Origin of the sequence: Streptomyces lincolnensis (assembly GCF_001685355.1) — a bacterium.
Lineage (GTDB): Bacteria > Actinomycetota > Actinomycetes > Streptomycetales > Streptomycetaceae > Streptomyces > Streptomyces lincolnensis.
Genome location: NZ_CP016438.1, coordinates 5,274,546 through 5,297,346 on the forward strand (window position 1 = coordinate 5,274,546; position 22,801 = coordinate 5,297,346).

The 22,801-nt window shown below is 70.7% G+C and carries 23 protein-coding genes; 8 read left to right on the forward strand and 15 right to left on the reverse strand.

Annotated elements, in window-relative coordinates; translation table 11 throughout:
• Positions 1-5: 5 nt before the first annotated feature.
• The 5 genes from SLINC_RS23515 to SLINC_RS23535 are packed head-to-tail and all read right to left on the reverse strand — an operon-like array spanning position 6 to position 4,099.
• Complete coding sequence (locus SLINC_RS23515; RefSeq protein WP_067436557.1) at positions 6-293, reverse strand: hypothetical protein; 288 nt, start codon at positions 291-293, stop codon at positions 6-8.
• Positions 290-568 (reverse strand): acyl carrier protein, encoded by a 279-nt coding sequence (locus SLINC_RS23520; protein ID WP_067436560.1) that lies wholly within the window; start codon positions 566-568, stop codon positions 290-292. Before SLINC_RS23520 ends, SLINC_RS23515 begins: the two co-directional genes overlap by 4 nt.
• 2 nt (positions 569-570) lie before the next feature.
• A complete protein-coding gene (locus SLINC_RS23525; protein ID WP_079164684.1) occupies positions 571-2,061 on the reverse strand; it encodes a class I adenylate-forming enzyme family protein in 1,491 nt (496 codons plus the stop codon).
• Positions 2,061-3,266, reverse strand: coding sequence for a 3-dehydroquinate synthase II family protein (locus SLINC_RS23530; protein ID WP_067436563.1), 1,206 nt, complete (start codon positions 3,264-3,266; stop codon positions 2,061-2,063). The genes SLINC_RS23525 and SLINC_RS23530 overlap by 1 nt, the downstream gene beginning before the upstream one ends.
• Entirely contained in the window at positions 3,263-4,099 is an 837-nt protein-coding gene (locus SLINC_RS23535) for a 2-amino-3,7-dideoxy-D-threo-hept-6-ulosonate synthase (RefSeq protein WP_079165149.1), read from the reverse strand. Before SLINC_RS23535 ends, SLINC_RS23530 begins: the two co-directional genes overlap by 4 nt.
• Before the next feature lie 238 nt (positions 4,100-4,337).
• Between SLINC_RS23535 and SLINC_RS23540 the strand changes: the two genes are divergently transcribed.
• Positions 4,338-5,693, forward strand: a complete 1,356-nt coding sequence (locus SLINC_RS23540; RefSeq protein ID WP_067436566.1) for an MFS transporter — start codon at positions 4,338-4,340, stop codon at positions 5,691-5,693.
• Position 5,694: 1 nt separating this feature from the next.
• Here the strand turns inward: SLINC_RS23540 and SLINC_RS23545 are convergent, their stop codons facing one another.
• Positions 5,695-6,981: a hypothetical protein gene (locus SLINC_RS23545; RefSeq protein WP_152039008.1), complete on the reverse strand. Its 1,287-nt coding sequence runs from the start codon at positions 6,979-6,981 to the stop codon at positions 5,695-5,697.
• Between the two features lie 101 nt (positions 6,982-7,082).
• Positions 7,083-7,409, reverse strand: a complete 327-nt coding sequence (locus tag SLINC_RS23550; protein ID WP_067436572.1) for an antibiotic biosynthesis monooxygenase family protein — start codon at positions 7,407-7,409, stop codon at positions 7,083-7,085.
• Between the two features lie 71 nt (positions 7,410-7,480).
• On the opposite strand from SLINC_RS23550, the gene SLINC_RS23555 reads away from it, so the two are divergent.
• Positions 7,481-8,092 carry a phosphoribosylanthranilate isomerase gene (locus tag SLINC_RS23555; RefSeq protein WP_067436575.1) on the forward strand — a complete coding sequence of 204 codons (612 nt, stop codon included), beginning with the start codon at positions 7,481-7,483 and terminating at the stop codon, positions 8,090-8,092.
• A 27-nt stretch (positions 8,093-8,119) separates the two neighbouring features.
• Here SLINC_RS23555 and SLINC_RS23560 read toward each other — a convergent pair whose 3' ends face one another.
• The 4 genes from SLINC_RS23560 to SLINC_RS23575 all read right to left on the reverse strand — a co-directional run bounded on the left by SLINC_RS23560 (position 8,120) and on the right by SLINC_RS23575 (position 12,351).
• Entirely contained in the window at positions 8,120-8,686 is a 567-nt protein-coding gene (locus tag SLINC_RS23560; protein WP_067436579.1) for an AMIN-like domain-containing (lipo)protein, read from the reverse strand.
• Between the two features lie 235 nt (positions 8,687-8,921).
• The gene (locus SLINC_RS23565; protein WP_067436582.1) at positions 8,922-9,986 is read right to left on the reverse strand and encodes a CU044_5270 family protein; all 1,065 of its coding nucleotides are present in this window, start codon (positions 9,984-9,986) and stop codon (positions 8,922-8,924) included.
• A complete protein-coding gene (locus tag SLINC_RS23570; RefSeq protein ID WP_067436585.1) occupies positions 9,983-10,630 on the reverse strand; it encodes an RNA polymerase sigma factor in 648 nt (215 codons plus the stop codon). The genes SLINC_RS23565 and SLINC_RS23570 overlap by 4 nt, the downstream gene beginning before the upstream one ends.
• Positions 10,631-10,773: 143 nt before the next feature.
• Complete coding sequence (locus tag SLINC_RS23575; protein WP_225988368.1) at positions 10,774-12,351, reverse strand: alpha/beta hydrolase; 1,578 nt, start codon at positions 12,349-12,351, stop codon at positions 10,774-10,776.
• Positions 12,352-12,710: 359 nt separating this feature from the next.
• Between SLINC_RS23575 and SLINC_RS23580 the strand changes: the two genes are divergently transcribed.
• Positions 12,711-13,220: a hypothetical protein gene (locus SLINC_RS23580; RefSeq protein WP_067436591.1), complete on the forward strand. Its 510-nt coding sequence runs from the start codon at positions 12,711-12,713 to the stop codon at positions 13,218-13,220.
• 75 nt (positions 13,221-13,295) lie between these two features.
• On the opposite strand, the gene SLINC_RS23585 is transcribed toward SLINC_RS23580, so the two are convergent.
• From SLINC_RS23585 to SLINC_RS23600, 4 genes are all read right to left on the reverse strand, one after another.
• Complete coding sequence (locus SLINC_RS23585; protein WP_067436594.1) at positions 13,296-14,234, reverse strand: hydrolase; 939 nt, start codon at positions 14,232-14,234, stop codon at positions 13,296-13,298.
• A gap of 146 nt (positions 14,235-14,380) precedes the next feature.
• Positions 14,381-15,574 carry a right-handed parallel beta-helix repeat-containing protein gene (locus tag SLINC_RS23590; RefSeq protein ID WP_375141489.1) on the reverse strand — a complete coding sequence of 398 codons (1,194 nt, stop codon included), beginning with the start codon at positions 15,572-15,574 and terminating at the stop codon, positions 14,381-14,383.
• 256 nt (positions 15,575-15,830) lie between these two features.
• Positions 15,831-17,831 (reverse strand): glycoside hydrolase family 97 protein, encoded by a 2,001-nt coding sequence (locus tag SLINC_RS23595; RefSeq protein WP_067436597.1) that lies wholly within the window; start codon positions 17,829-17,831, stop codon positions 15,831-15,833.
• Between the two features lie 135 nt (positions 17,832-17,966).
• On the reverse strand, positions 17,967-18,935 hold the full coding sequence (locus SLINC_RS23600) for a helix-turn-helix domain-containing protein (protein WP_067436600.1): 969 nt from the start codon (positions 18,933-18,935) through the stop codon (positions 17,967-17,969).
• Positions 18,936-19,042: 107 nt separating this feature from the next.
• Between SLINC_RS23600 and SLINC_RS23605 the strand changes: the two genes are divergently transcribed.
• The 5 genes from SLINC_RS23605 (at position 19,043) to SLINC_RS23625 (ending at position 22,754) form a co-directional block, all read left to right on the forward strand.
• Positions 19,043-20,164 carry a saccharopine dehydrogenase family protein gene (locus SLINC_RS23605; protein ID WP_211292762.1) on the forward strand — a complete coding sequence of 374 codons (1,122 nt, stop codon included), beginning with the start codon at positions 19,043-19,045 and terminating at the stop codon, positions 20,162-20,164.
• 96 nt (positions 20,165-20,260) lie between these two features.
• Entirely contained in the window at positions 20,261-20,734 is a 474-nt protein-coding gene (locus SLINC_RS23610) for a carboxymuconolactone decarboxylase family protein (protein ID WP_067436606.1), read from the forward strand.
• A gap of 44 nt (positions 20,735-20,778) precedes the next feature.
• Positions 20,779-21,057 (forward strand): hypothetical protein, encoded by a 279-nt coding sequence (locus SLINC_RS23615; protein ID WP_067436609.1) that lies wholly within the window; start codon positions 20,779-20,781, stop codon positions 21,055-21,057.
• A complete protein-coding gene (locus SLINC_RS23620; protein WP_067436613.1) occupies positions 21,054-21,452 on the forward strand; it encodes a type II toxin-antitoxin system VapC family toxin in 399 nt (132 codons plus the stop codon). Before SLINC_RS23615 ends, SLINC_RS23620 begins: the two co-directional genes overlap by 4 nt.
• 624 nt (positions 21,453-22,076) lie before the next feature.
• On the forward strand, positions 22,077-22,754 hold the full coding sequence (locus SLINC_RS23625; protein ID WP_067436616.1) for an SMI1/KNR4 family protein: 678 nt from the start codon (positions 22,077-22,079) through the stop codon (positions 22,752-22,754).
• The last annotated feature ends 47 nt before the right edge of the window (positions 22,755-22,801 follow it).

The following is a 22,801-nucleotide window of genomic DNA, read 5'->3' on the forward strand; positions in this document are numbered from 1 at the left end:
TGGACTCACCGCTCATCGCGGTCGCCCCCTTCCACCGCGTCGGCCTGGACCGCGCGCAGGTAGGCGGTCAGGCGCCGCAGCGAGGTCAGGCCCGCGATGTCCTCGTCGGAGGGCTCCACGATCAGGCCGTGGCGCTCCTCCAGGACGTGCAGCAGCCACACCAGCCCGAGGGAGTCCAGGACGAGTTCGGCGTCCTCGCCGAGATCCTCGGGCACCCCGGGGAAGATCTTGCGGTCGGACAGCAGCGCGCGGACGGTGGCGGTGGTGATGAGCGGCGTGGCCTGTGTGCTCATGCCTTCGCACCGCGCCGGACGACCTCGGCGACCAGCCCGCCGAGGGTCAGGGAGGCCAGCGGCTCGATGTCGGTGTCCGGGATCTCGACGCCGAACCGGGTCTCCAGCCGCAGGGTGAGCTCGATCAGGCTGAGGGAGTCCACCTCCAGGCCGCCGACGGTGACCGGGCTGTCGTCCGTGATGCCCTCGCGGCCGGTCAGGATGTTCATCTCGTCGATGACCGAGGTCAGGACGAACTCGCGGATCTCGTCTTCCAGTGAGGTCGAGGTGCTCATGGTCAGGACACTCCCGTGGCAGAGTCGTGGGAAAGAGGGGCCGCGTCGTGGGAAAGAGGGGCCGCGTCGGGGGACACGGAGGCAGCGTCGGGGGACACCGGGGCCGCGTCGGGGGACAGAGGGGCCGCCTGGAGCGCCGCCGCCTGGCGCAGCAGCTTGCCGTTGGAGGTGCGGGGCAGGGCCGCCAGCAGCCGGATCGCGCGGGGCAGCTTGTAGTCGGCCAGCCGCTCCCGGCACCAGCGCAGCAACTCCTCGGCGGTCGGGCGCTCGACACCGGCGGCGAGCGCGACGTACGCCTCGGTGACACCGTCGTGGACCAGCACCGCCTGCTCGACCGCCGGGTGCAGGCGCAGCACGTGCTCGACCTCGGTGAGGTCGACCTTCAGTCCGCCGACGACGACGAGGGAGTCGGCGCGGCCGTGCAGGCGTACGGCCCCGTCGGCGTCGACGGTGGCGCGGTCCCGGGTGTGCAGCCAGCCGTCCGCGTACTGGGTGCCGCCCGAGTCGAAGAGATACGGCGACTCCTCCAGGGCGACGTCGAGTTCGCCGCGGTGCGCGCGCAGGACGACACCCGGGGCGGCCCGTCCGACGGAGGGCCGCAGGGCGCCGGTGACGTCCATCGCGACCACTCCGGACTCGGTGGTGCCGTAGGACTCGCCGACCGGCACGCCGTAGCGATCGGTGAAGCGGGCCGCGACCTCGGGGGGCATCAGCTCGCCGCCGGACACGGCGAGGCGGAGGTCGGGCAGGGCGGGCGGGTCGGCGGCGGAGGCGAGCAGTTCGTAGTGCATCGGCACCCCGAACAGGGCGGTGACCCGGTGCTCCACGGCGGTCCGCAGGATGTCGCGGGCGGTGACCCGGGGCGCGAAGACGATGGAGACGCCGGTGGCGAGGGCGTGCAGCAGGCCGCCGATCAGGCCGAAGCTGTGCGCGGTGGAGCTGAGCAGCAGCACCCGGTCGCCCTCGCCCGGCATCCCGGGCACCGCGGCGAACCGCTCCACCTCGGCGGCGAGCGAACGGGCGGTCCGGCCGATCACCTTCGGCCGCCCGGTGGAGCCGGAGCTGAACTGCACCAGCCGGTGCCCGGTGGCGGCCGGCCGGCCGGTCCTGCGGACCTCGGTGGCGACCTCGTACTCGGGCCGGAAACCGAAGGCCGCCCGGACGTTGGTCCCGGCGCCGACGAGGAACCTCGGCCGGCAGGTCGCGCACAGCGCCTCCACCTCGGCCGGCTTGAGCCGGAAGTCGAACAGCAGCACCTGCGCGCCGAGCCGCCACAGCGCGAGCAGCACCTCGACCTGGGTGAAGCTGGGCGGGGTCCTGAGGCCCACGGTGCTGCCGGGACCGATGCCGTACCCGGCGAACACAGCCGCCTGTTGGGCCACCCGCTCCCGTAACTCCCCCCGGGTGACGGTGTCCTGGCGGTGGGTCAGATACGGCAGCCGGTCGTCCCGGGCGTCGAACCACCGCTGGACCAGCGGGGCCAGGTCGTCCATCAGACCTCCTTGCAGAACTCGCCGATGGGCAGGCCCACATGGCGTTTGTCCGCGGCGAGGTAGCCGAGCAGCTCGTCCCCCGGCTGGAGTTCGGTGACGTTGAGGACCTTGCCGCCGGGGCCGAGCACCCGGACGTGCCAGTCGTCCTGCACGGTGAGGCTGACCAGCCGCCCGTCCTCGGCGTGGGTGCGGATCTCCAGCAGCGGCCGGGACTCCAGCTTGGCCCGCCCGACCACCACCCGCCGGGTGCGTCCGTCGGCGCCGACCGCGAGCAGGGCCATGCCGGAGCCCACCTCGCTGAGGTAGTGGGTGCGGTTGTCGGGGCCGAGCGTGTACGAGTGCAGGGCACCGGCGTTGACGCGGAACGGCCGGGTCGGCATGTACGGCAGCGGATGGGTCTCGCTGCAACACAGCACGAATCCCGAGGAGTAGGAGCCGACGAGGATGCCCTCGTCCTCCTCGAAGTGCGAGCAGGTGTCCACACAGACCCGGTCGCCGAGCCCGACGTGTCGGATGCTCTCGACGGTCAGGGTGGACAGCTGGAGCTGGGGTGTCGTGGCCTCCAGGAGCCGGGCCAGCGCGAACACCTCGTCCGCGCCGCGCGGGCCGTACAGGATGCCGTCCGAGCCGCGTTCCAGCACGTCGAAGACGATCGCCGCCTCTTCCAGGCTCTCCACGACGGTCACCAGCTCGCCCTCGCCCGGCTCGGCCGCCGCGAGCACGATCTCCAGCGGGATCTTGGTCGGATCGGCGAAGTGGATCACGGTGTACGGCAGCACCAGGGCGCCCGCGCAGGACAGCTGGAGGGTGCGGTCGTCCCGTACGTCGATGAAACCGGCGACGGGGGTGCCGGTGGCGTCGCGGTGGTGGGCGGCGAGGGCGTCCAGGTCGTCCTGGGTGGTGAAGGTGCGCAGGAGGACGTCGATGCCGGGCTTGGGATCCTTCGGCTGCCCGGCGTCTTTCGGCTGCCCGGAGTCCTTGGCCGGTCCGGAGTCCTTCGCCTCCTTCTTCGGGGCCGGGGCAGCGGCCGACGCCGACGCCGGGCCGCCGGGCACCAGCACCCGCGTCACCGTCGGCGGCAGGGTCCCGAGCAGTTCCGCGTCGGCGGAGACCACCCCGGCCATACGGGTGTGGACGGCCGCGTCCACCACCGCCTGGAGCTGGGGGCGGGGGACTTCACGGAGATCGATCCACGCGAACCTCATGCGACACCTGCCACGATCGTCGAGTAGGGGGAGCCGACTTCATCGTCGGTCATGCTCATGTCACCCGAAGTCCGGGCATCGCCGTGCACCACAGCCGCCAGCCGGGACACCAGTGTCGCGGGGGAGGGTGAGGAGAAGATCCGGCGGCCGACGGCCAGTCCGCGGCAGCCGGAGGCCATCACCGCCGCGCCGTACTCCACGAGGTCGGAGCCGTCGGGCGGGCCGCCGGCCGCGAGGACGGGGATGGGACTGTGGGCCACCACCTCGGCCATCCGCTCCAGCGGCAGGGCGACGGAGGTCTTCACCATGTCGGCGCCCAGATCCGCGGCCACGTTGACCAGATGCGCGAGGAGGGCGGGATCGCGCGGGTCGTCGATGCGGGGGCCGCGCGGATAGACCATCGCGATCAGCGGCATCCCCCAGGTGTCGCAGGAGCGGGCCACCGCCCCGAGGTCGGCCAGCTGCTGCCGCTCGGTGTCCGAGCCGAGGTTCACATGGACGCTGACCGCGTCCGCGCCGAGCGCGAGGGCCTCCTCGACATCACCGACCAGCACCTTGGCGTCGACGTCGGCGGAGCATGCCGTACTGGCGCTCAGATGCACCACCAGCGCGCAGTCCTTCAGGATCTCCGGGGCGAGGCCGCGGGCCCGGCCCTTGTGGACGATGATCCCGTCGGCGCCCCCGGCCACCAGGGCGCGCAGCAGGTTCTCCCACTGCCCGGCGGGGGCGACCGGGCCGTCCGACACGCTGTGGTCGAGAGGCACGAACAGATGTCGCCCGTCCCCCGCGAGCGAAAGCCTTCTTGAGCGCAATAACTTGCCGGTTCTCAGCACGGTCAATGCCTTCCCAGCCGAAAACGATGGTCGTAGAACTTTCAAGCGAGGCGCGCATCAGCATTCCGGGGTTATTTGCGGCTTGGCAAGGTGGCATCGCCCGGAAATTTTTATGCGGTGCGTCACATGATTATTGACAGCGCTTCGACAGGAACAACTGCCTTGACTCCGGCGGGGATTGGGGGCGGAACAATGGACGTCGTCCCCGAATTATGACGTGGTCGAAAGTGGGTTCCCCATGCCCGATTCACCGCCGAGAACCATCCCGGAAGCCGTCGGCCCGATATCCGACGGCTTATCGGAAAAGGCCGGGAAGAGCTCCCCTCCCAAGGTCGCAGCGGCGAGTCTGATCGGCACCACGATCGAGTACTACGACTTCGCCGTGTACGGAACCGCCTCCGCGCTCGTCCTGGGCCCCGCCTTCTTCCCCTCCGGGAACGCCACCGTCTCCTCGCTGGCCGCGTTCCTCACCTTCACCGCGGCCTTCCTGTCCCGTCCCCTCGGGGTCGTGCTGTTCGGGACGATCGGCGACCGGCTGGGCCGACGGCGGGCCCTGGTCGCCTCACTGATGCTGATGGGCGTGGCCACGGCCGGCGTCGGACTGCTGCCGACCTACGAGAGCGCGGGACTCCTCGCTCCCGTCCTGCTGGTGACGCTCCGGCTGCTCCAGGGCGTGAGCATGGGCGGCGAATGGGGCGGGGCGGTGCTGCTGGCCGCCGAGCACGCGCCGCCCGGCCGCCGGGCGCTGTACGCGGCCGTCCCCAACGTCGGCCCCTCGCTGGGCTTCCTGCTCTCCAGCGCGGTCATCCTGCCCACCCTGCACTACGCCGGCCGCGACGGGTTCGCCGAGGGCGCCTGGCGGATCCCGTTCCTGCTCAGCACGGTGCTCGTGGTGATCGGCCTCTGGGTGCGCTCGACGGTCTCGGAGTCACCGCTGTTCACCGCACAGCAGCGCACCCGGGCACCGGCGTCCCGCTTCCCGCTCGGCACGCTGGTCACCCGCCATCCCCGGCGGCTGCTGCTCGGCATCGGCGCGGCGATCGGCGGCTCGGCCGTCTACTACCTGACGATCGTCTACAGCCTGTCGTACGGTCCGAAGGAACTCGGCATCCCGCAGAACACCATGCTCACCGCCGCGAGCATCGGCGCGGGGGCCGGGATCCTGCTCACCCTGCCGGTGGCGCGGCTCGCCGACCGGATCGGCCGCCGCCCGGTGATGCTGACCGGAGCCGCCGGGTCCGTCCTGTGGGCCGTCCCCATGTACGCCTCCCTCAGCACCCGCGACGGCGTGGTGATCACCGGCGCGTACACCGTCGGGCTGCTGCTGCTCGCCCTGATGTTCTCCCCGGCGGCGGCCTTCCTGGCCGAGCTGTTCCCCGGACCGCTGCGCTACTCCGGTGCCTCCACGACGTTCATCCTCGCCAACACCCTCGGCGGCGGCCTCGCCCCGCTCACGGCCACCTGGCTCCACAGCCACTGGGACTCCCCGCTCGTCCTCGGCTTCTACACCGGGGCGCTGTGCCTGGTGAGCCTGCTGTGCCTGCTCGCCCTGCCGGAGACGCGGGACGTCGACTTCGACGACTTCGACGCCTGACTCACGAACCGTCCGCGCGGACCGCGTACACGTACCGGGCGCCCGTGTACTCGCTCACGTTCCAGATCACCGACTCGCCGTACGCCCAGCCGGACGCCCCGCTGCTGTGGAAGCTCAGGTCCTCGCAGCCGATGGCCAGATCGGCCACCGTGCTCGCGGAGTTGGCGCCCGAGGTGAAGGTGCGCAGGGTGCCCTTGGCGGAGGGGCCCGCGCTCGCCGAGAGGTAGTGCTTGGTGGTGCGGGAGACGACACCCTGGATCTTCTGCTGGGCGACGGTGACGGCCTCGGTCGCGGTGAGCGAGGCCGGATGCCGGTCGGTGTGGTCGAGCGCCCAACGGACCACCTTCGGCGTGGTGTTGGTGGGTCTGGTCGAGCCGTTGTAGGGGTCGCCGGGCTCGTCGTAGTCGACGGCACCGGAGAGCGAGTACTCGCCTATCACCAGGCTGTCGGGGCTACTGGCGCGGTCGAGGCCTATCGCCGAGTAGCGCAGCCAGGTGCCGGCGTTGTCGTAGGCGTGGCTCTGCGGCAGCACGTACTGGTACCCGTAGCCGTAGTACCGGCCGTCGGTGTGCAGACCGCACACGTCCTTCTCGGCGGTGGCGACCGTGAACAGGGTCCTCAGGTCGAAGATCCGCAGGCCTTTGAACGTGTCGACGACGTAGAGGAGATCGCCGTACCACATGATCCCGCCGGCGTGCTTGCGGACGGGGGCGAAGGAGTACGCGCCGGAGCCGGCCCGCACCGGCTCGACGAGCAGGACGTGCCGGTAGGCCGGCGCGGCGGGGGTGTTGTGGTCGACGAAGGTCAGCCGCATGCCCTTGTCGAGCGCGTACTCGTCCTCGGGGTCGGCGTCGGTGTCGGTCTCGAAGTACCAGGAGACCAGGACGACCTTGTTGGCGCCGCCCTCGGGATAGAGGCCGTTGCCGTAGGCGTCGGCGCTGGTGGTGACGCCCTGGGGTATCCAGTACGGCACCTGCTGGTCGTCGGGGTCCCAGGCGAAACCGGTCTGGAAGGCCTCCGACGTGCTGGGGGCGCCGGTGAGGCGGTCGGCGCTGCGGTTGGTGTCGGCGACGACCGTGGCCGCGTCCACCGTGGGCAGCTTCGCCGCCAGCCCCGCCGTCAGGTCGGCGAACCGGCCGTGGCCGTTGGAATCGCGGCTCGTGAGCCGGTACCTGCTCGGGTCGAGGGTGGCCGCGTGGGCGGTACCGGGGGCGAGGAGGCCGCCGGCGACTCCGGCTAAGGGAGTCGCCGCGAGGCCCTTGACGATCGTTCGGCGCGTCATGCTCATGACGCGCCAACGTAGGGGTGATCGAACAGTCGACACAACTACATATGTTCGATCGGGTGGCCGGGTGGCCGGGTGGCCGGGTGGCCGGATGGTGTCCGGTGTCAGTCCTGCTTCGGTGCCGCCTGCTGGACCACCTCGAAGGACCACAGCGTCGAGTCCGTCGCGGCCGGCTTCGGGCGCTCGCCCTCCGCGGAGCCACCGCGGTGGGCGGACTGGCCGCGGCCGGTCATCCAGTTCTGGAAGTCCTCCTCGGAGCGCCAGCGCGTGTAGACGAGGTAGGTGTCGGTGCCTTCCACCGGGCGCAGCAGCTCGAACCACTCGAAGCCGTCCGAGCTCTCCACCGCGCCGGCGCGGGCGGCGAACCGCTTCTCCAGCGTCTCGCGCTGCTCCTCCGGAACGGTGAGTACGTTGATCTTCACGATGCTCATACGGCCATTGTCCTCGCCGAGGCCCGCCCCACGGCCGCCGGGCCCCTCGCCCGCGTCGGTACCGTGGGGCCGTGAGCAACTCCCTCTTCGTCAAGATCTGCGGTCTGAAGACCGAGCGGGACGTCGACACGGCCGTCGAGGCGGGCGCCGACGCGATCGGGTTCGTCTTCTCCGCGAGCCCCCGCCGGATCGACGCCGCGACGGCCGCGCGGCTGGCCCGCCGGGTGCCCGAGCACGTCCTGACGGTCGGTGTGTTCCGCGCCGAACCCCTGGACGAGGTGCGGTCCGTGGCCGAGGCCGCGGACATCCGTGCCGTCCAGCTGCACGGGCCGGAGGACCGGGACTACTACGACGACCTCGCGGCGGGCGGCTGGACGCTGATCCGGGCCGCCGCCTTCGGCGACGCGGTGCCGCGCTGCGGGGAGCTGGGCGAGGACATGCTCCTCGTCGACGCCCCCGTGCCGGGCTCCGGCGTCGCCTGGGACTGGACCAGCAAGCCGCAGGTCGGCCCCGGCGAGAAGTGGCTCCTGGCCGGCGGGCTCACCCCGGACAACGTGCGCGACGCCGTCGACGCGACCCGGCCGTGGGGCGTCGACGTCTCCAGCGGTGTGGAACGCAGCCGGGGGGTCAAGGACCCCGCCCTGATCACCGCGTTCGTGGAGGCGGCCCGCGCCCGGTCCTGACGCGGGCCGCCTCTACGCCGGTACCTCTCAGCCGGTGCTCGTCCAGCTGTGCGCCACGTCGACCACCAGGCGGTCGGGCAGCTGGATCACCCGGAACGGCAGCCGGGCCCGGACGCCCAGCCCGATCTGGGTCTCGCCCTCGAAGCTGGCGCCGAACCGGGTGTCCCGGAAGGTGGTGTATCCGCTGACGTCCACACCCGGCAGGGGCTGGCCCGCCCGGCCCGGGTACACGGCCCCGCCGCCGTGCGGGTCGTAACTCGGCGCGGCGACCCGCACTTCGAGGATGGCCCCGCCGGCCACGGGTATCTGCTTCCCCGAAGCGAGCTGGTGGAACTCGTCGACGTATCCGACGTAGTGGCCGATCTCGCTGCCGCCGCCGGGGACGTCGAACACCAGGCGGTCGTAGCACTCGTGCTGGCCGGCCCGGACGTTGGTCAGCGGGATGATGCTGGAGCCCACCGTGCCCTTGTCCCCGCTGCCCCAGCCCGTCGGGCAGGCGGCCGCGGCCGGTGCGGCGGCGGCGCTGGTCGCCGCCGCGCCCAGTCCGGCCCCCGCCAGAACCAGTGCCGCCACAGTGGCTGAGATGCGTCGCATGATTCCCCCATGGTTGTGTACTGCTCCTGCCCGGTGAGACGGCCCGAGGCACCGGAAGGTTGTGTACCGGCAGCGCGACCGGTACCCGGGCCGCCCGGAGTCTGTACGAGCAGCGACGGGCGCGGGCCTGGTGGGCGCGCCGCGTCCGGAGCGCCGACGGCGACACCGTCCCCCCGCGGCCGACACATCGCCGAACTCTCCGACGCGGGCCGGCCGAGGCCTGATTCCGGTGCCGTCAGCTCTTCGCCCCGGCCGGCTCCTCCCCACGCCGGTCGACGACCGTGCGCTGCATGACGGCCGAACTGCCGTAGAGGGTGTCGGTGGTGATGCCCCGGCTCTCGTCGTGCGTGATGTACGAGCGGGAGCCGAGGAAGGCGAAGGTGTGGCGGTCGAAGATCCACTCGTCGCGGGTGGCGGAGCCGGCGTCCTCGCGGGTGATGGCGATGCCGCGGCGGCCGGCGGCGTCGACGGCGTCCGGGACCTCCCGTACGCCGGGGATCCGCGCGGCGGCCCGGTAGAACGCGGCGGCGTTGGCGGGCGGCATGATCGTCTCGCCGACGAGGTCGCCGATCGTGGTGAACACGGCCTGTTCCCTGGACTCTCCGTCGGCCACCCTCACCTGGTCGTGGAGCAGGTCGAGCAGGGCGTCGGGGTCGGTCGGCAGCGAGGCCAGCCACGCGTAGGTGGGGTGGTGGATGCCCGCCGTCACGGCGTCGCCGCCCTCGATGGGGATCATCTGGCCCGGCATCACCGCGCCCTCGCCGGTCTCCAGGATCCATCCGACGGTCTTGAGCGGACCGGGGTCCTGGGGCGTCCAGATCTGCCGTTCGTGCGGGACCTTGCCGAGCCGTACGGGCCCGTCGAAGGTGCCCGTGTTCGACAGGGCCAGGCTCCTGACGTACACGAACTGGTCGTCGCGCACCGGCGTCGCGTCGGACGCCATGGCCGCGACGGCGATCCGGTCGAGCGTGACGGAGGCGCCGCTCGCCGGCGCGGACGGAGCGGTCGCCCCGCCCGATCCCGTCACCCCGGTCGAGGGCGCGGAGCCGTGGCCGCCGCCCGAGAGGGTGACGGCCAGCGCCCCGGCCAGCGCCAGCGACGCGACGGGCAACAGCACCGCGGGCCGCAGCAGTTGGCGGCGTCTTGCCGGTGGCTCCTGCCCGGCGGCGGATTCACGGGCGCGGTCCTGGTCGATCTGCTGCATCAGAACGTCCTTGAAGTGGAGGTGTCGCTCCGGCGGGAGGTCCCACTCCTGGTCCCACCGGGACGGGTGGTCCCACCGGGACTTGTCGGCGTTCATGAGGTCTCCTCCCGCAGGAACAGGGCCGCGAGCGCGGCCTCACTCTCCATCTCTCCGCGGGCCGCCGGTGGTTCCGCACCGGCCGGCCCCGCACCGTGCTCCGCGAGCCGGGCCAGCCGGGCCCGGGCGCGCGAGAGCCGGGAGCGCACGGTGCCGACCGGGATGCCGAGCGCCTCGGCGGCCTGCCGGTAGTCCAGTCCGGCGGCCACGCACAGGGCGAACACCTCACGGTCCTGGCGGCGCAACCGCCCCAGCGCCCGGTGGACCGCCGCGAGCCGACGGGCGTCGTCGATGCGGCCCGCGGTCTCCTCCGCGAAGTCCGCCACCGGCCGCGGCCGCGGGCTGCGGGCCAGGAAGGCGAGCCGTCGGCGCCGGCCACGGTTGGCGTTGTGCGCCTTGTGCGTGGCGATGCCGAGCAGCCAGGGCCCCAGCGAACCGCCCTCCGGATCCACCGACTCCCGGGTGCGCCAGGCGGCGAGGAAGGTCTCGGACATCGCCTCCTCGGCCTCCGACCAGTCGCCGGTCAGCCGCAGGGCGTGGTTGTGGACCGCCCGCGCGTACCGGTCGTACAGGTCGGCGAAGGCCGTACGGTCCCCGGCCCGTATGCGGGCCCGTAGCGACTCCGCTGGTTCTGTATCCGTCACACCTGTTACTCCCCGCGGGCCCGCCGCGGTTCCTGTGGCGCGCGCCACACCCGACGCGCCCGTCCGAACGCACGACGAAGGCCCAGACCGTCACCGGCCTGGGCCTTCCTCAGCGTGTCACGGACAGCGTGTCACGGACTCGATCAGCGCAGCCGGCCGAGCTTGTCCAGACGGTCGTTCACACCGTTCAGCAGCTCGCCCAGGGTCGTGCCGGACGGCGCCGTCGTCGGCGTCTTGGACGGCGGCTGGGTCTCGTCCGCGCACGTGGTGCCGCGGGCCGGGACCTTCAGGTCCACCAGGTAGTTCACCACCGCGTCCGTGGCGCAGGCGCTGCGCCCGAAGGCGGTGTGGCCCTCGGCCTTGAACGTCAGCAGCCGGCCGTTGTCGAGCTGCCGGGACAGGGCCACCGCGTCCTTGTACGGGGTGTCCGGGTCACCGGTCGTGCCGAGCACCAGGATCGGCGCCGAACCCTTCGCGCGGAAGGAGCCGTCGTAGCGGCTGACGTGCTCACCGGTCCACTGGACGCACGCCGTGGCGTGCTGGTGGTCGTAGGTCGGCGGGCCGTACGCCATGGCCGGGCCGAGCAGCGGGGCCAGCCGGGCGTTGGTGGTGACCTCGCGCTTCAGCCGGGCGCGGTCGGTCGGGTAGTCCTTGTCGACGCACTCGACGGCCACGTTCGGGTTGAGGAAGTCGAAGCTCGCCGGGGACGGCGGCCGCAGCAGGAAGGAGGTGTTGTCCCGCGCCTGCGCCTTGTGCAGCGCCTCACCGAGCGAGGGCCAGATGACCTTGCCCTCGTTGATGTTGAACATCAGCCGGTAGACGAGCGTGTAGCCGTTCGCCTTGCCGCCGCTGGCCGTGGTCACCGGGTTGGCGTCCAGGTCGGCCTTCAGCTTCTGGAAGGCGCCCCGCGGGTCGCCGTCGCCGAATCCGCAGGTCGCCTGGTCCGCCTTGCACCAGTCCAGGAAGCGGCCCATCGCGCCGTCCAGCGCCAGGTACTGCGGACGGTCGTAGGCGTAGGGCTGGTTGGTGTAGTGCTCGGGGTCGTACGCGCCGTCGAGCGCCAGCGCGCGCACCCGGTCCGGGAACATCGCGGCGTAGACGGTGCCGATGTAGCTGCCGAACGACCGCCCGTAGTACGTCAGCTGGTCCTCGCCCAGCGCCTGACGCAGCAGGTCGATGTCCCGGGCGACATAGGCGGTGCCCACATACGGCAGCACCTCACCGGAGTTGGCCTGGCAGGCCTGGTCGAAGTCGGCGGCCTGCTTCACGGCGGGCTCGTAGGCGTCCGGCCCGGGCACACCCTTGGCGTTGGTCACCGCCTGGGTGTAGGTCGGGTCGTCCCAGCACTGGACCTGGGAGCTGCGTCCGACGCCGCGCACGTCGTAGCCGAAGACGTCGAAGCCGTCGCGCATCGCGGCCGGCAGGTCGGCGTAGTTGTTGCGGACGAAGTCCACACCCGAGTTGCCGGGGCCGCCGGGCTGCATGAAGAGCGTGCCCTTGCGCTGGGACTGGTCGGCGGCCTGCTTGCGGATGACCGCCAGCGTGATGGTCTTGCCCTGGGGGTCGCGATAGTCCAGCGGCACCTGGGCGTTGGCGCACTGGAAGCCGCCCTGGCAGTCGGTCCAGGTGAGCGTCGGCACCGGCGCCGAGCCCTCCGCGTCCGCCGGGGACTGCGCGGCCCACACCTGGGCCCCCGTCCAGGTGACCGCGAGCGCGGCCACGGCGGCTCCGGCGATTCTCAGTCGCCCGAAGCCCTTTCTGGCGCGTCTGCCTGACCGGCGCGCGACCTGATCTTCCGTACTCACTGTGTGCTCCCCCTCGGGCTCATGTGCCACGTCGACCCCACCGGATCGGACTCAATCTGTCTGATGCCTGTGAAGGGTATGAGGTTCTGCGAGGTTCGAGGATTCTCGTGGTGCCCAGAAGGACGAACGTGTCGCTGGGAGCCGTTGTGGCGGTCCTTCCACAACATCTCTCCACTACCCGGCAGTAGTTGCCCCGTGGGTCATGTCGACTGGTTCCATCGGCCGCAGGCCGAGCGGAACCCCCCACCGAGAACGAACCCGAAGGATCAACCAACGTGTCGTCGAAGAACCGTCTCAGGGCTGCCCTGGTGGCCCTTGTCGTGGGCCTCACCGGCCTGGCCACGGCGGGTCCCGCCATGGCGGCGACCCAGCCGGCCACTTCGGTGGTCTCCAGCACCGCGCAGGACCAGGCGCCCCTCGTCCCCACCGCGTTCGTGGACCTGCCGACGAGCGACCTCAAGGCCCACTCCGACCGGCACAAGATCGAGGTCACCTACACCAACGACACCGCGGCCGACGTCACGGTCGCGCCCCAGCTCCTGGTGTCGTCCCCGGACGCGGGCCCCTTCCTGGAGCCGACGGACGTCACCGTCCAGCAGCGCACCACCGACGGCTGCTGGAAGACCGTCCAGCTCGGCACCCAGACCGGCACCCTCTTCACCGACCTCACCACCGCCCAGCGCGTCCTGCACCCCGGCGAGACCCTCACCGAGGCCTACCGCCTCACGGTCCTCAACCCGGCGGCACAGGGCACGGTGCAGCCGCGGATCGCGCTCTACGGCTGAGCACGCGGCCAGGATCCGGGCCCGCCGGCCGGCCTCAAGGTGCCGGCGGGCCCGGCGAAAGCCCCGGTCAGCGGCTCACGAGGAGAGCCATTCCGTCGCGTTGAGCGCGAGTGCCGCGTTCGTGGCGCCGGTGTCGTTCCAGCCGTCGTAGAGGGTGTTGCCGGACTGGCCGGTGCCGTCGTCGATCGGGGAACTGTCGCCCCAGAAGGCGATCCTGCCGCTGCCGTAGGTGCTGGTGGCGAAGAAGGCGCCGGTGTTCCCGGAGTAACCGCTGCGGTAGAGCAGGCCCTTGACGGCGGAGTTGTCGGAGGGCTTCAGGGTGGCGGTCGTGCCGCTGGCGATCAGGCTCTTGGTGACCGTGCCGAAGGAGCCGTGCAGCACCGGGTCCGTGCCGTCGCCGATGGCCGTCGGGTAGCCGGAGCTGATGCTCAGCGAGTCGATGGAGAGGCCGAACGGGTCGTCGCTGTCGACGCTGTTGTTCGTCATCAGGTCGTTGAGGATCTCCACCGCGTCCTCGCCGTCGTTGTTGCGGTCGGCGCCCGTGTGGTCGGAGATCATGAACAGGCCGCCGCCGTTCTTGACGAAGTTCATGATCGCCGTCTTCTCGGTGGCGGAGAACAGCGTGTTGGGCTCGGGCAGGACCAGCGTGTCGAACTTCGACAGGTCGGTCGCCGAGGAGCCGCCGTAGGTGAGGCTCGACCCCGAGGGCAGGGTGTCCAGCGCGTAGTCGCCGGTCCGCTGGAGGGCCACGCCCCACGAGGAGAGCGCCCCCGTCCAGTCGGTCTCGGCCGAGGGCGAGGCGTCCTCGCCGGTCGGGTCGGGCTGGCTGGTGGAGACGATCCAGTCCGCGTTGCCCGCCGTCTCGGCGTGGGCGTTGTCGAACAGCACGCGGTGCGGGGTCGCCGCGACGGCCGGTGCCGCGGTGGACGCCTGCACGACGGCGCCCGTGGTGAGCAGGCCGAGGACGGTGAGGGCGGTGGTGAGTCGGCGGGGGGACGTGCTGTGGCCGAGCATCCGGTGTACCTCCGGGTGGTGGGGGTGGGGAGGCGGTGCGGGTGCCGAATCTTCGCGCGTAGAACGGCAGTTGGAAGGTACATGCCATGCATGAACCCCCGGGAGGGTCTCCCGGGGGTTCATGTGGATCTCTTACTCTTGCCGCGCTAGAGCGTGACCTGCTTGCCCCCGAGGGTCACCACCAGGCGGCCGTCCGAGGCGAAGGACCAGCCCAGGGTGCCGGAGTACGCGGAGCACCGCGACCCGTTGCTGCCGGACCAGAACTGGTTGGAGCTGTCGGAGTTGCCGATGATCCGGTCGTTCGTGCCACTGCCGCTGCGGCAGGAGGTGTTGTTGCGGAACACCGACGTGCCGCCGTCGAAGGTGAAGTTGCGCTCGGTGTTGTTGACGCTCAGGTTGTTGGAGATCGTCATCGTGCCCGGGTTGCTGTTCCAGGTGAACCCGTGCTTGCCGTTGTCGTACGCGATACTGCGCTTCACCACGTGGTTGACGGCGATGTCGTCCCCGCCGAGCTTGTAGCCGTTGCGGTCGCCGTTGCCGGCCTGGGAGCCGTTGCTGAGGGTGCCGTTGTCGTAGGCGAGCGAGTCCTCGACGGTCACCGGCCCGATGGCCCCGGTGTCGGTCTTGGTGTAGAGGTCCCACCCGTCGTCGATGTTGTTGTGCGCGACCGCGTACCGGAACACATTGCCCTTCCCGGTCGTCAGCTTCGCCGCGAACCCGTCCGCGTCCTCCCCGTCCGAGTCCACGTTGTCGTGCGACTGGGCGCTCAGGATCAGGTTGTTCGCCGGCCACGCGCTGCTCGGCGTGGAGGAGGCGATCCGGCCGAGCTGGAGCCCGGTGTCCCGGTTGTGGCGGGTCACCGTCCGCTCGATGACGTTGTTGCTGCCGCCGACATAGATCCCGTTGTCCCCGGCCCGCTCCACGGTGAACCCGCGCAGGTGCCAGTACGAGCCGAACAGCTGAAGCCCCCGGTTCGACGAACTCTCGCTCTGCGCCGAGAAGTTGAGCACCGGCTTCTCGCTGCCGTAGGCCGCCAGCGTGGTGCGCGCGCCGGAGGTCCCGTTGCTGGTCTGCGGGATCGTCACCGTCGAGGAGAAGGAGTACGTCCCTCCGCGCAGGTAGATCGTGTCGCCGGCGGCGGCCCTGCTGATCGCCGTGGCGAGCGTCGTCGGCGCCGACATGGTGCCGGCCGCGCTCGCGCTGCCGTTCGGCGCCACGTAGATCGTGGTGGCCGTGGGTGCCGCTTGCGCCGCGGGGCCGGACAGTGCGACGAGCGTGCCGGCGACGAGGCCGGCCGACGCGAGGGCTGTTCCCAGGTGCTTGCGGTGCATGCGGTGCATCGTTCGTCTCCAGATGGTTTGCGTGCGGGCTGGCCAAGGAGGTTCGCGTGCATGAACATGAAGCCCGAGGGGGCATCGGGGGGACTGCGGGGGAAGCGCTTGCTACCGGAAGGTAAGCGCTTGCCATGGCCGCGTCAATGGTTGTGTATGTGATTGATGTTCATCCATGGGAACAGGTGTGGATGAAACAGAACCCCCTGGGTGCCGCACCCAGGGGGTTCTTGGTGGAGCGGGGCTCGGTTCAGCCCAGCTCGGCTCAGCCGCTCGGTGTCAGCACGACCGCCTGCCCGCCGGCCCCGGCCATGACGACGTCGAGGGTGGTGTCCGAGCGGACGGTCGCCGTACTGACCACGACCGGCGTCCGGAACGGGCTGCTGCCGGGCTCGCCGTCGGCGTACACCGTCGCCGTGTAGGCGGTGGAGCCGTCGCCGTCCAGGAAGTCCAGCGGTATCGACAGGGTCCGGGCCGTCTCGTTCGTCATCGCGCCGAGGTACCAGGTGTCCCCGCTCCGCCGCGCGACCGCGATGTACTCCCCGATCGCCCCCGCCAGGGTCCGGCTCTCGTCCCAGGTCACGGGAACGGCGTTGAACCAGGGCAGCCCGGGCCAGTTGGCCGTGTTGGCGTACTTGGACGGCTTGTCGTACCAGAAAAGGAAGTTGAGGGGCTGGTAGTACACCGCAGCCATCGCCATCTGGTGGGCGTTGGTCGTCTTGTCGCGTGACTGGCCGTAGCAGATCGTGTAGTCCATCGGCCCGCCGATGTTCCGCACGAACGGCAGCGTGACGTTGTGCGTCGCGGTCGGGAACTGCTCGTTGCCCCGCACGCCCTCCAGGCTGATGTAGTTCGGATACGTCCGCTCGAACCCGAACGGCCGCACGTCGTCGTGCATGTCGATGAGGAGCCGGTGGCGGGCCGCCGTGGCCGCCCACTCGATGATTTGGTCCGTCATCGACCGCGTACCGTCGTTGATGAACCCGAGCTTGATGCCTGCCGCCCCCCAGCCCTTGTAGAGCGCGAACAGTGCGTCCGCGTCGGTGAGGGCGAGCCGGTTGACGTACAGGAAGACGCCGATGCCCTTGCTCGCGGCGTACGACATGACCGACGGCATGTCGATCGCGGCGATGGGGGTCGTGGCGTCGAGGGTGGTGAACTCCGGTCCGTACCAGCCGGCGTCGTACTCGATGTACTGGAGGCCGCGCTCCACCGCGAAGTCGACTCCCGCGAGTCCGGCGGCGGTGCTGAGTTCACAGCGGAAGACCTTGCCGGGCTTGATCCAGGAGGTGTCGTCGAGGACGCTCTCCGGCGCCAGATTGAGCACCAGCTCGGCGTTGTCGACGAGTTCGGCGTGCGTGGACCCGATGACGACCGCGCGCCACGGCGTGGCGAAGGGGGTCGTGACGGTCGTGCTGGTCTCCACCGGGCCGGTGCCGCGGGCGGTGTGCTCCATGAGGAAGGCGGAGAGGGTGTTGGGCTGCCCCTCTACCGAACTGAGCATCAGGCGGGGGAAGTTGACCCTGGACGACTCGCAGACGCAGGCGATGAGCCCGTCGGCGAGGGTGGCCGTGAGCGGCAGGTCGGTGAGCGGGCCGTTGTCCGTGGTGGACGTGCCGGTGACGGGGATCGCGTGGGGGGCGACGAGTTCGTAGGCGTTCTCGTCGCGGGCGCTGTAGACGGTGGTGCCGGTCGGGAACGTGAAGGTGGTCAGCTCGTCGGCGATGGTGGCTGTGGCTGTGGCTGTGGCTGTGGTGGCGTTGTCCTGGTCGAGGAGGACGTAGCGCAGGGCGACGCCGGTCCGGTACGCGCGGATGCGGACGCCGAAGCGGATGCCGGTCGCGTTGTCGCGGAGGTTCCAGCGGTGTTCCTGGTAGTGGTCGGTGACGCGGGCGTTGCGGCCGTAGACGGGTTTCCAGGTGCGGTGGACCGTGCCGCGGTGGGTGCCGGTGAGGGTGACGTCCGTGCCGAGGACGGTGCCGTCTGCGAGGCGGAGGCCGAGGGCCGAGGTGTCGATCACCGTTTTGCCGTTGCGGTGGGCGGACCAGTGGAGGGTGCCGTCGCGGAGGGTGAGGGTGAGGGAGGTGCCGGCCATGCGGGCGGTGGTGGTGAGGGCTCCCTGCTCCGCGGCATGGGCCGGGCGTGCGGCGCCGAGGCCGACTGCGGTGAGGGTGGTGGTGAGGGCGGCGCGCTTGAGGACCTTGCGGCGGGATATCGGCCGGGGGCGGCCGGTGCCGTCCTGGTTCTGGTCTCCTGCGGCTCTCATGGTGATCGGACCTCCGTGGACGTGGGCGCGGACGCACGGAATTGGGTAGTAACCGTTTTCTCCCGTGGGAATGCCTGGGAACGTACGGTCCGAGGGAACGGGGGTCAAGATCCCGGGAGGCCCGAAAACTGTCGGTCACGGTTGAGGGTGGGTAGACGGCCGTGAGCGGAAGGTGCGGCGGTAGGCGTCGGGGGGCACGCCGACCGTGCGGTTGAAGTGGCGGCGCAGGGTGGTCGCCGTCCCCATGCCGGTGGCGGCCGCGATGGCGTCGACGCCGCGGTCGGTGTTCTCCAGCAGCTCCTGCGCACGCCGTATCCGTTGGGTCAGCAGCCACTGCAAGGGTGTTGTGCCGGTGGCGGCCTTGAAGTGCCGGGTCAGATGCCGCGAACTCATCCCCGCGTGCCGCGCCAGGTCCTCCACGGTCAACGGCTGATCGAGGCGCCGCACCGCCCACGGCAGCAGCGCGCCGAGCGGATGGTCGTCCCGCTCGGGCACCGGCGTGGCGACGAACTGCGCCTGCCCACCGCTGCGATGAGGCGGTACGACGAGCCGCCGCGCGACGGCGTTCGCGACCGACGACCCGTGATCCAGTCGCACGAGGTGCAGACAGAGGTCGAGCGCCGCCGCCTTCCCGGCGGACGTGAGCACACTGCCGTTGTCCACGTAGAGCACGTCCGGATCGACGTCGGTCTCGGGATGACGCTCGGCCAGGATCGCCGTGTGCGCCCAGTGCGTGGTGGCCCTCTTCCCGTCCAGCAACCCGGCCGTGGCCAGCACGAACGCGCCCGTGCAGAGGGAGGCGACACGGGCCCCGGCCTCGTGCGCCGCGCGCACGGCGTCGATGAGCTCGGCGGGGGGCTCCTCGTCCACGTCCGCCCACCCGGGGACGATCACGGTGTCGGCGCGGCGGAGTTGGTCCAGCCCGTGATCGGGCTCCAGCTGAAACCGCCCGACGCGCACGGGCCCCGACCCGCACAGTTCGAAGTCGTACCAGGCCGTCCGGATGTCGGTCCCGTCCGGCGGGGCGGTGCCGAACACCTCGTACGCCACGGAGAGCTCGAAGTGCAGCATGCCGGGGGTGAGGGCCAGGGCGACGGTGGTCATGTCCGGAACTGTACGGGGTGTGTCGTTCCAGACACTCACGACAGGGTGCGGGGGCTGGCGAGGATGGTGCACATCGAGCAGGCGGATGACTGGAACGAGGGGGACGCATGAGCGTGGCACGGGGATCGAGAGAGCAGATGGACGTGGCTACGGCGGTGCCGACGGTGGCGGTGTTCGGCGCGTACGGCCACACCGGCCGCTTCGTGGTGCGGGAGCTGTTGGACCGGGGCCTGGCGGTGGTGGCGATCGGCCGGGACGCGGACAAGCTGCGGTCCTTGGCGACCGATATGGCTGGGACCGCGATGGCTGGTGAGGACGTCGGGACGATGTCCGGTCAGGGCGTCGAGATCCGCCCGGCGTCGGTCGACGACCCGGCCTCCCTCGACCGAGCCCTCTCCGGTGCGCAGGCGGTGATCAACTGCGCGGGCCCCTTCGCCACGACGGCCGCCCCCGTCATCGAGGCGGCCCTCCGCGCCGGCATTCCGTACGTGGACGTGGCGGCGGAGATCGAGGCGAACGCCGACACGTTCGCGCACTACGCGGACCGAGCCCGCGCGGCTGGTGTGTTGATCGTCCCCGCGATGGCGTTCTACGGCGGCCTGGGTGACGTGTTGGCCACCGCGGCGATGGGCGACTGGACGAAGGCCGACGAGGTCCACATCGCCTACGCGCTGAGCCACTGGCACCCCACGGAGGGCACCCGTGCGGCGGGCCGGATCTCCCGCTCCAGGCGAGGCGGCCGACGGGCCGTCTACACCAACGGCCGCCTGGAGTACCGCGACGACGCCCCTCCCACGGCCGAGTGGACCTTCCCCGACCCGCTGGGCACGCAGCCCGTCATCGCGGAGTTCACGATGGCCGACGTGGTGACGGTCCCGAGCCATGTGCCGGTCCCCGAAGTCCGCACCTACATGACGGCCACGGCCGCCAAGGACGTCGTGTCCTCGGACGCCCCACCCCCGTCCCCGGTCGACGAGCGGGGCCGCTCCGACCAGACCTTCGTCGTGGACGTCGTAGTCCGCACCGGCGACGAGGAACGACGCGCGTCGGTGAGCGGTCAGGACATCTACGCGGTGACCGCGCCGCTCGTGGTGGAGGCGGTCGAGCGCATCCTGTCCGGCCGGGTCCGCGGGGATGCGGTCGGTGTCGTGTCGGCGGGCGCGCTCTTCGACGCGGCGGACTTCCTGTCGGCACTGAAGGCGAGCGACTGCCTGGAGCTGCTCCAGTAGCTCGGGCCTGGCCCGGCGGCTGTCACAACTCCCGGACCGGTTCCGTCTGTGAGGTACAAGGCATAACCACCCACGACGTAACCGGAGTTGAGTGCCATGACCGCGCGCCTGAACCTGCTCACCAACCCGATCGGAACCACGTTCTTCCGCCACTTCGCCGCAGCGGCCAAGACAATCTCGCAGTCGTCTTTGCCCCACGCGACGGAGGAACTGGTCAAGCTGCGGGCCAGCCAGATCAACGGCTGCGGGTTCTGCACGGACATGCACGCCAAGGACGCGGTGGCCGCGGGCGAGTCCCACCAGCGTCTGCACCTGGTCGCGGCCTGGCGGGAGGCCACGGTGTTCACCGACGCCGAGCGCGCCGCGCTGGAGCTGACGGAGGAGGCCACCCGTATCGCCGACGGCGCCGGCGGCGTCCCGGACGAGGTGTGGGAGCGGGCCGCCAAGCACTACGACGAGGACCAGCTCATCGCCCTGGTCTCGACGGTCGCCCTCATCAACGCGGCCAACCGCATGAACGTGATGGTCCGGCTGCCGGCGGGGGACTACGAGCCCGGCCAGTTCGCGTGACATGGCCCGTCGCTCTATAGCATTTCTAATGCCATAGTGGATGCATGACTGACGACGCCGACTTCTCGCCCGGTGACGGTCCCAGCAGCGGCATCTCCGTCACGCTGTCCGCCGGTACTCTCCAGGCGATCCGTGAGCGGGTCGGTAAGCGCGGGGTGTCCGCGTATCTGGAGAAGGCGGCTCAGCGGCAGATAGAGCGGGACAACCTGGACGAGCTGATCACAGAGTTCGAGGCGGTGCACGGGCCGGCCGACCCAGAGGCCGTCGCGGCGAAGCGCGGTCGACTCACCGGCGAGGCGTCCGGGGCTGGGGCCGCTGCGTGAGTGGCGCCCTCGTCCTGGACAGCGAGGGACTGGCGAAGGCGGTGCAGCGGGACCGGGAGGTGCACGAGTGGTTGGTCGCGGCCCGTGAGGCGGACCTACCCGTGGTGACGTCCGCCGCGGTCCTGGTCGAGGTGATCCATCCCCGGATCGACGACGCCGCCCTACGGTGGACGCTGTCGCGCCTCCACGTCGAGCCGGTCACCCAGACCCTGGCCCACTCGGCCGCCAACTTGCTCCGCGGCACCGGCTTGCACGGCCACAAACACGCCATCGACGCCATGCTCTGCGCGACGGCCCTGCACCATCAGGGCCGGGTCACGATCCTGACGTCCGACGTCGAGGACATCGGCCTGCTCACCGCCGATCACGCCCGCGTCCTGGCGGAGACGGTCTGACGGTGGTGTTGTCGAGTCCATATGCGTGCTGGGCGGGTCGCGTGTGCTGTCGCCGGACAACGGCGTTGCTGCCGGCGGTTATGACGCGAGCGGATGCGCGGCGATAGGCGGGAGCGGAGCGGCCAGAGGCCGCTGATCAAGCGGGCCGCAACTGAGCTGCGATGCGCTGGAACTCCCTGTCGTCGCTATCACTGACGGACTCATCACTCACACGGCGACCGCATCGCTCGTTCTGGCTGAACGAACCACTCCTCCATGAGGAACTCGCGAGGCTCACGTCAACATGACTTGCAAGCATCCGAACCTGGGCATGGGGCACTTGCACGCTTTCCAACTGTGGGTGCAGCGGCGTTCACCTGCGTTCATGGACGACCTGTCGTTGACGTCGGGACAGCTTCGGGTCTGCACTGAACGGACGTGAACTGAGCTGAATGAGACGGAAACTGAGACGCTGCGGGCCTGTCGCAAGTGCACGGTCGCCGGGTGTCACTTCGGAGCTTGCTGGTCAGGCATCACCTGGGACTAGACACGGGCGAGCAGGCTGGTTGTCTTGCCTCGATACCGTTTGCCTCGGCTTGCCTGTGTGCCCGCCTGGCGTAGATCCACTGCCTTACGCTTCGGTGCATGGGGGCGATGACTTGGCGCGGTGTCCGAGAGCGGGTGGAGATTTTGGCCCGTGCTGACAAGGCGCGGGAGGTCTTTGGAGCGTGGGGCAAGTCCGGGGGAACGGGGCACCACTTCCGGCTTGCTGATCCGCTCTCGGAGGCGAGTGTCGCCGAGGTAGAGGCTCAGTGGGGTGTCTCGCTGCCTGAGGAATACCGGGCCTTCCTCCTCGAAGTCGGCGCAGGCGGTGCAGGACCCTTCTATGGACTCACGACCCTGTCCCGCACAGATGCCGGGTGGCTGTGGAGTGACCCCGGCGGCGGCACCGTCCACGAGCGACTGCGCTTTCCCTTCCCGGATGTGGAAGAGACCGTGCGTGCGCAGGACGAGCATGAGCGCAAGGAGCCCGTCGCGTCCCACTTCGAGGACGAAGCAGCCTTCGACGCGGCGTACCGCGCCTGGCTTGAGGAGGACGAGAAGCTGTCCGACTGGTTCTTGTCCGGCGCTGTGTGCCTCAGTCACGAAGGCTGCGGCTACTTCCACTGGTTGGTCGTGTCTGGCCCACAGCGCGGGCAAGTGTGGCTCGACGAGCGTCCAGGCGACGGGCGGTTCAGTCCCCTCGGGCAGGTCGGATTATTCGCTGACTGGTACCTCGACTGGGTTGAGAAGACCGAGGCTGTCGTGCGGCGGGGTCGCTAAGGGCTGTCCCGCAAGTGATCTTGATTGCGACATCTCGGATTGTGGTT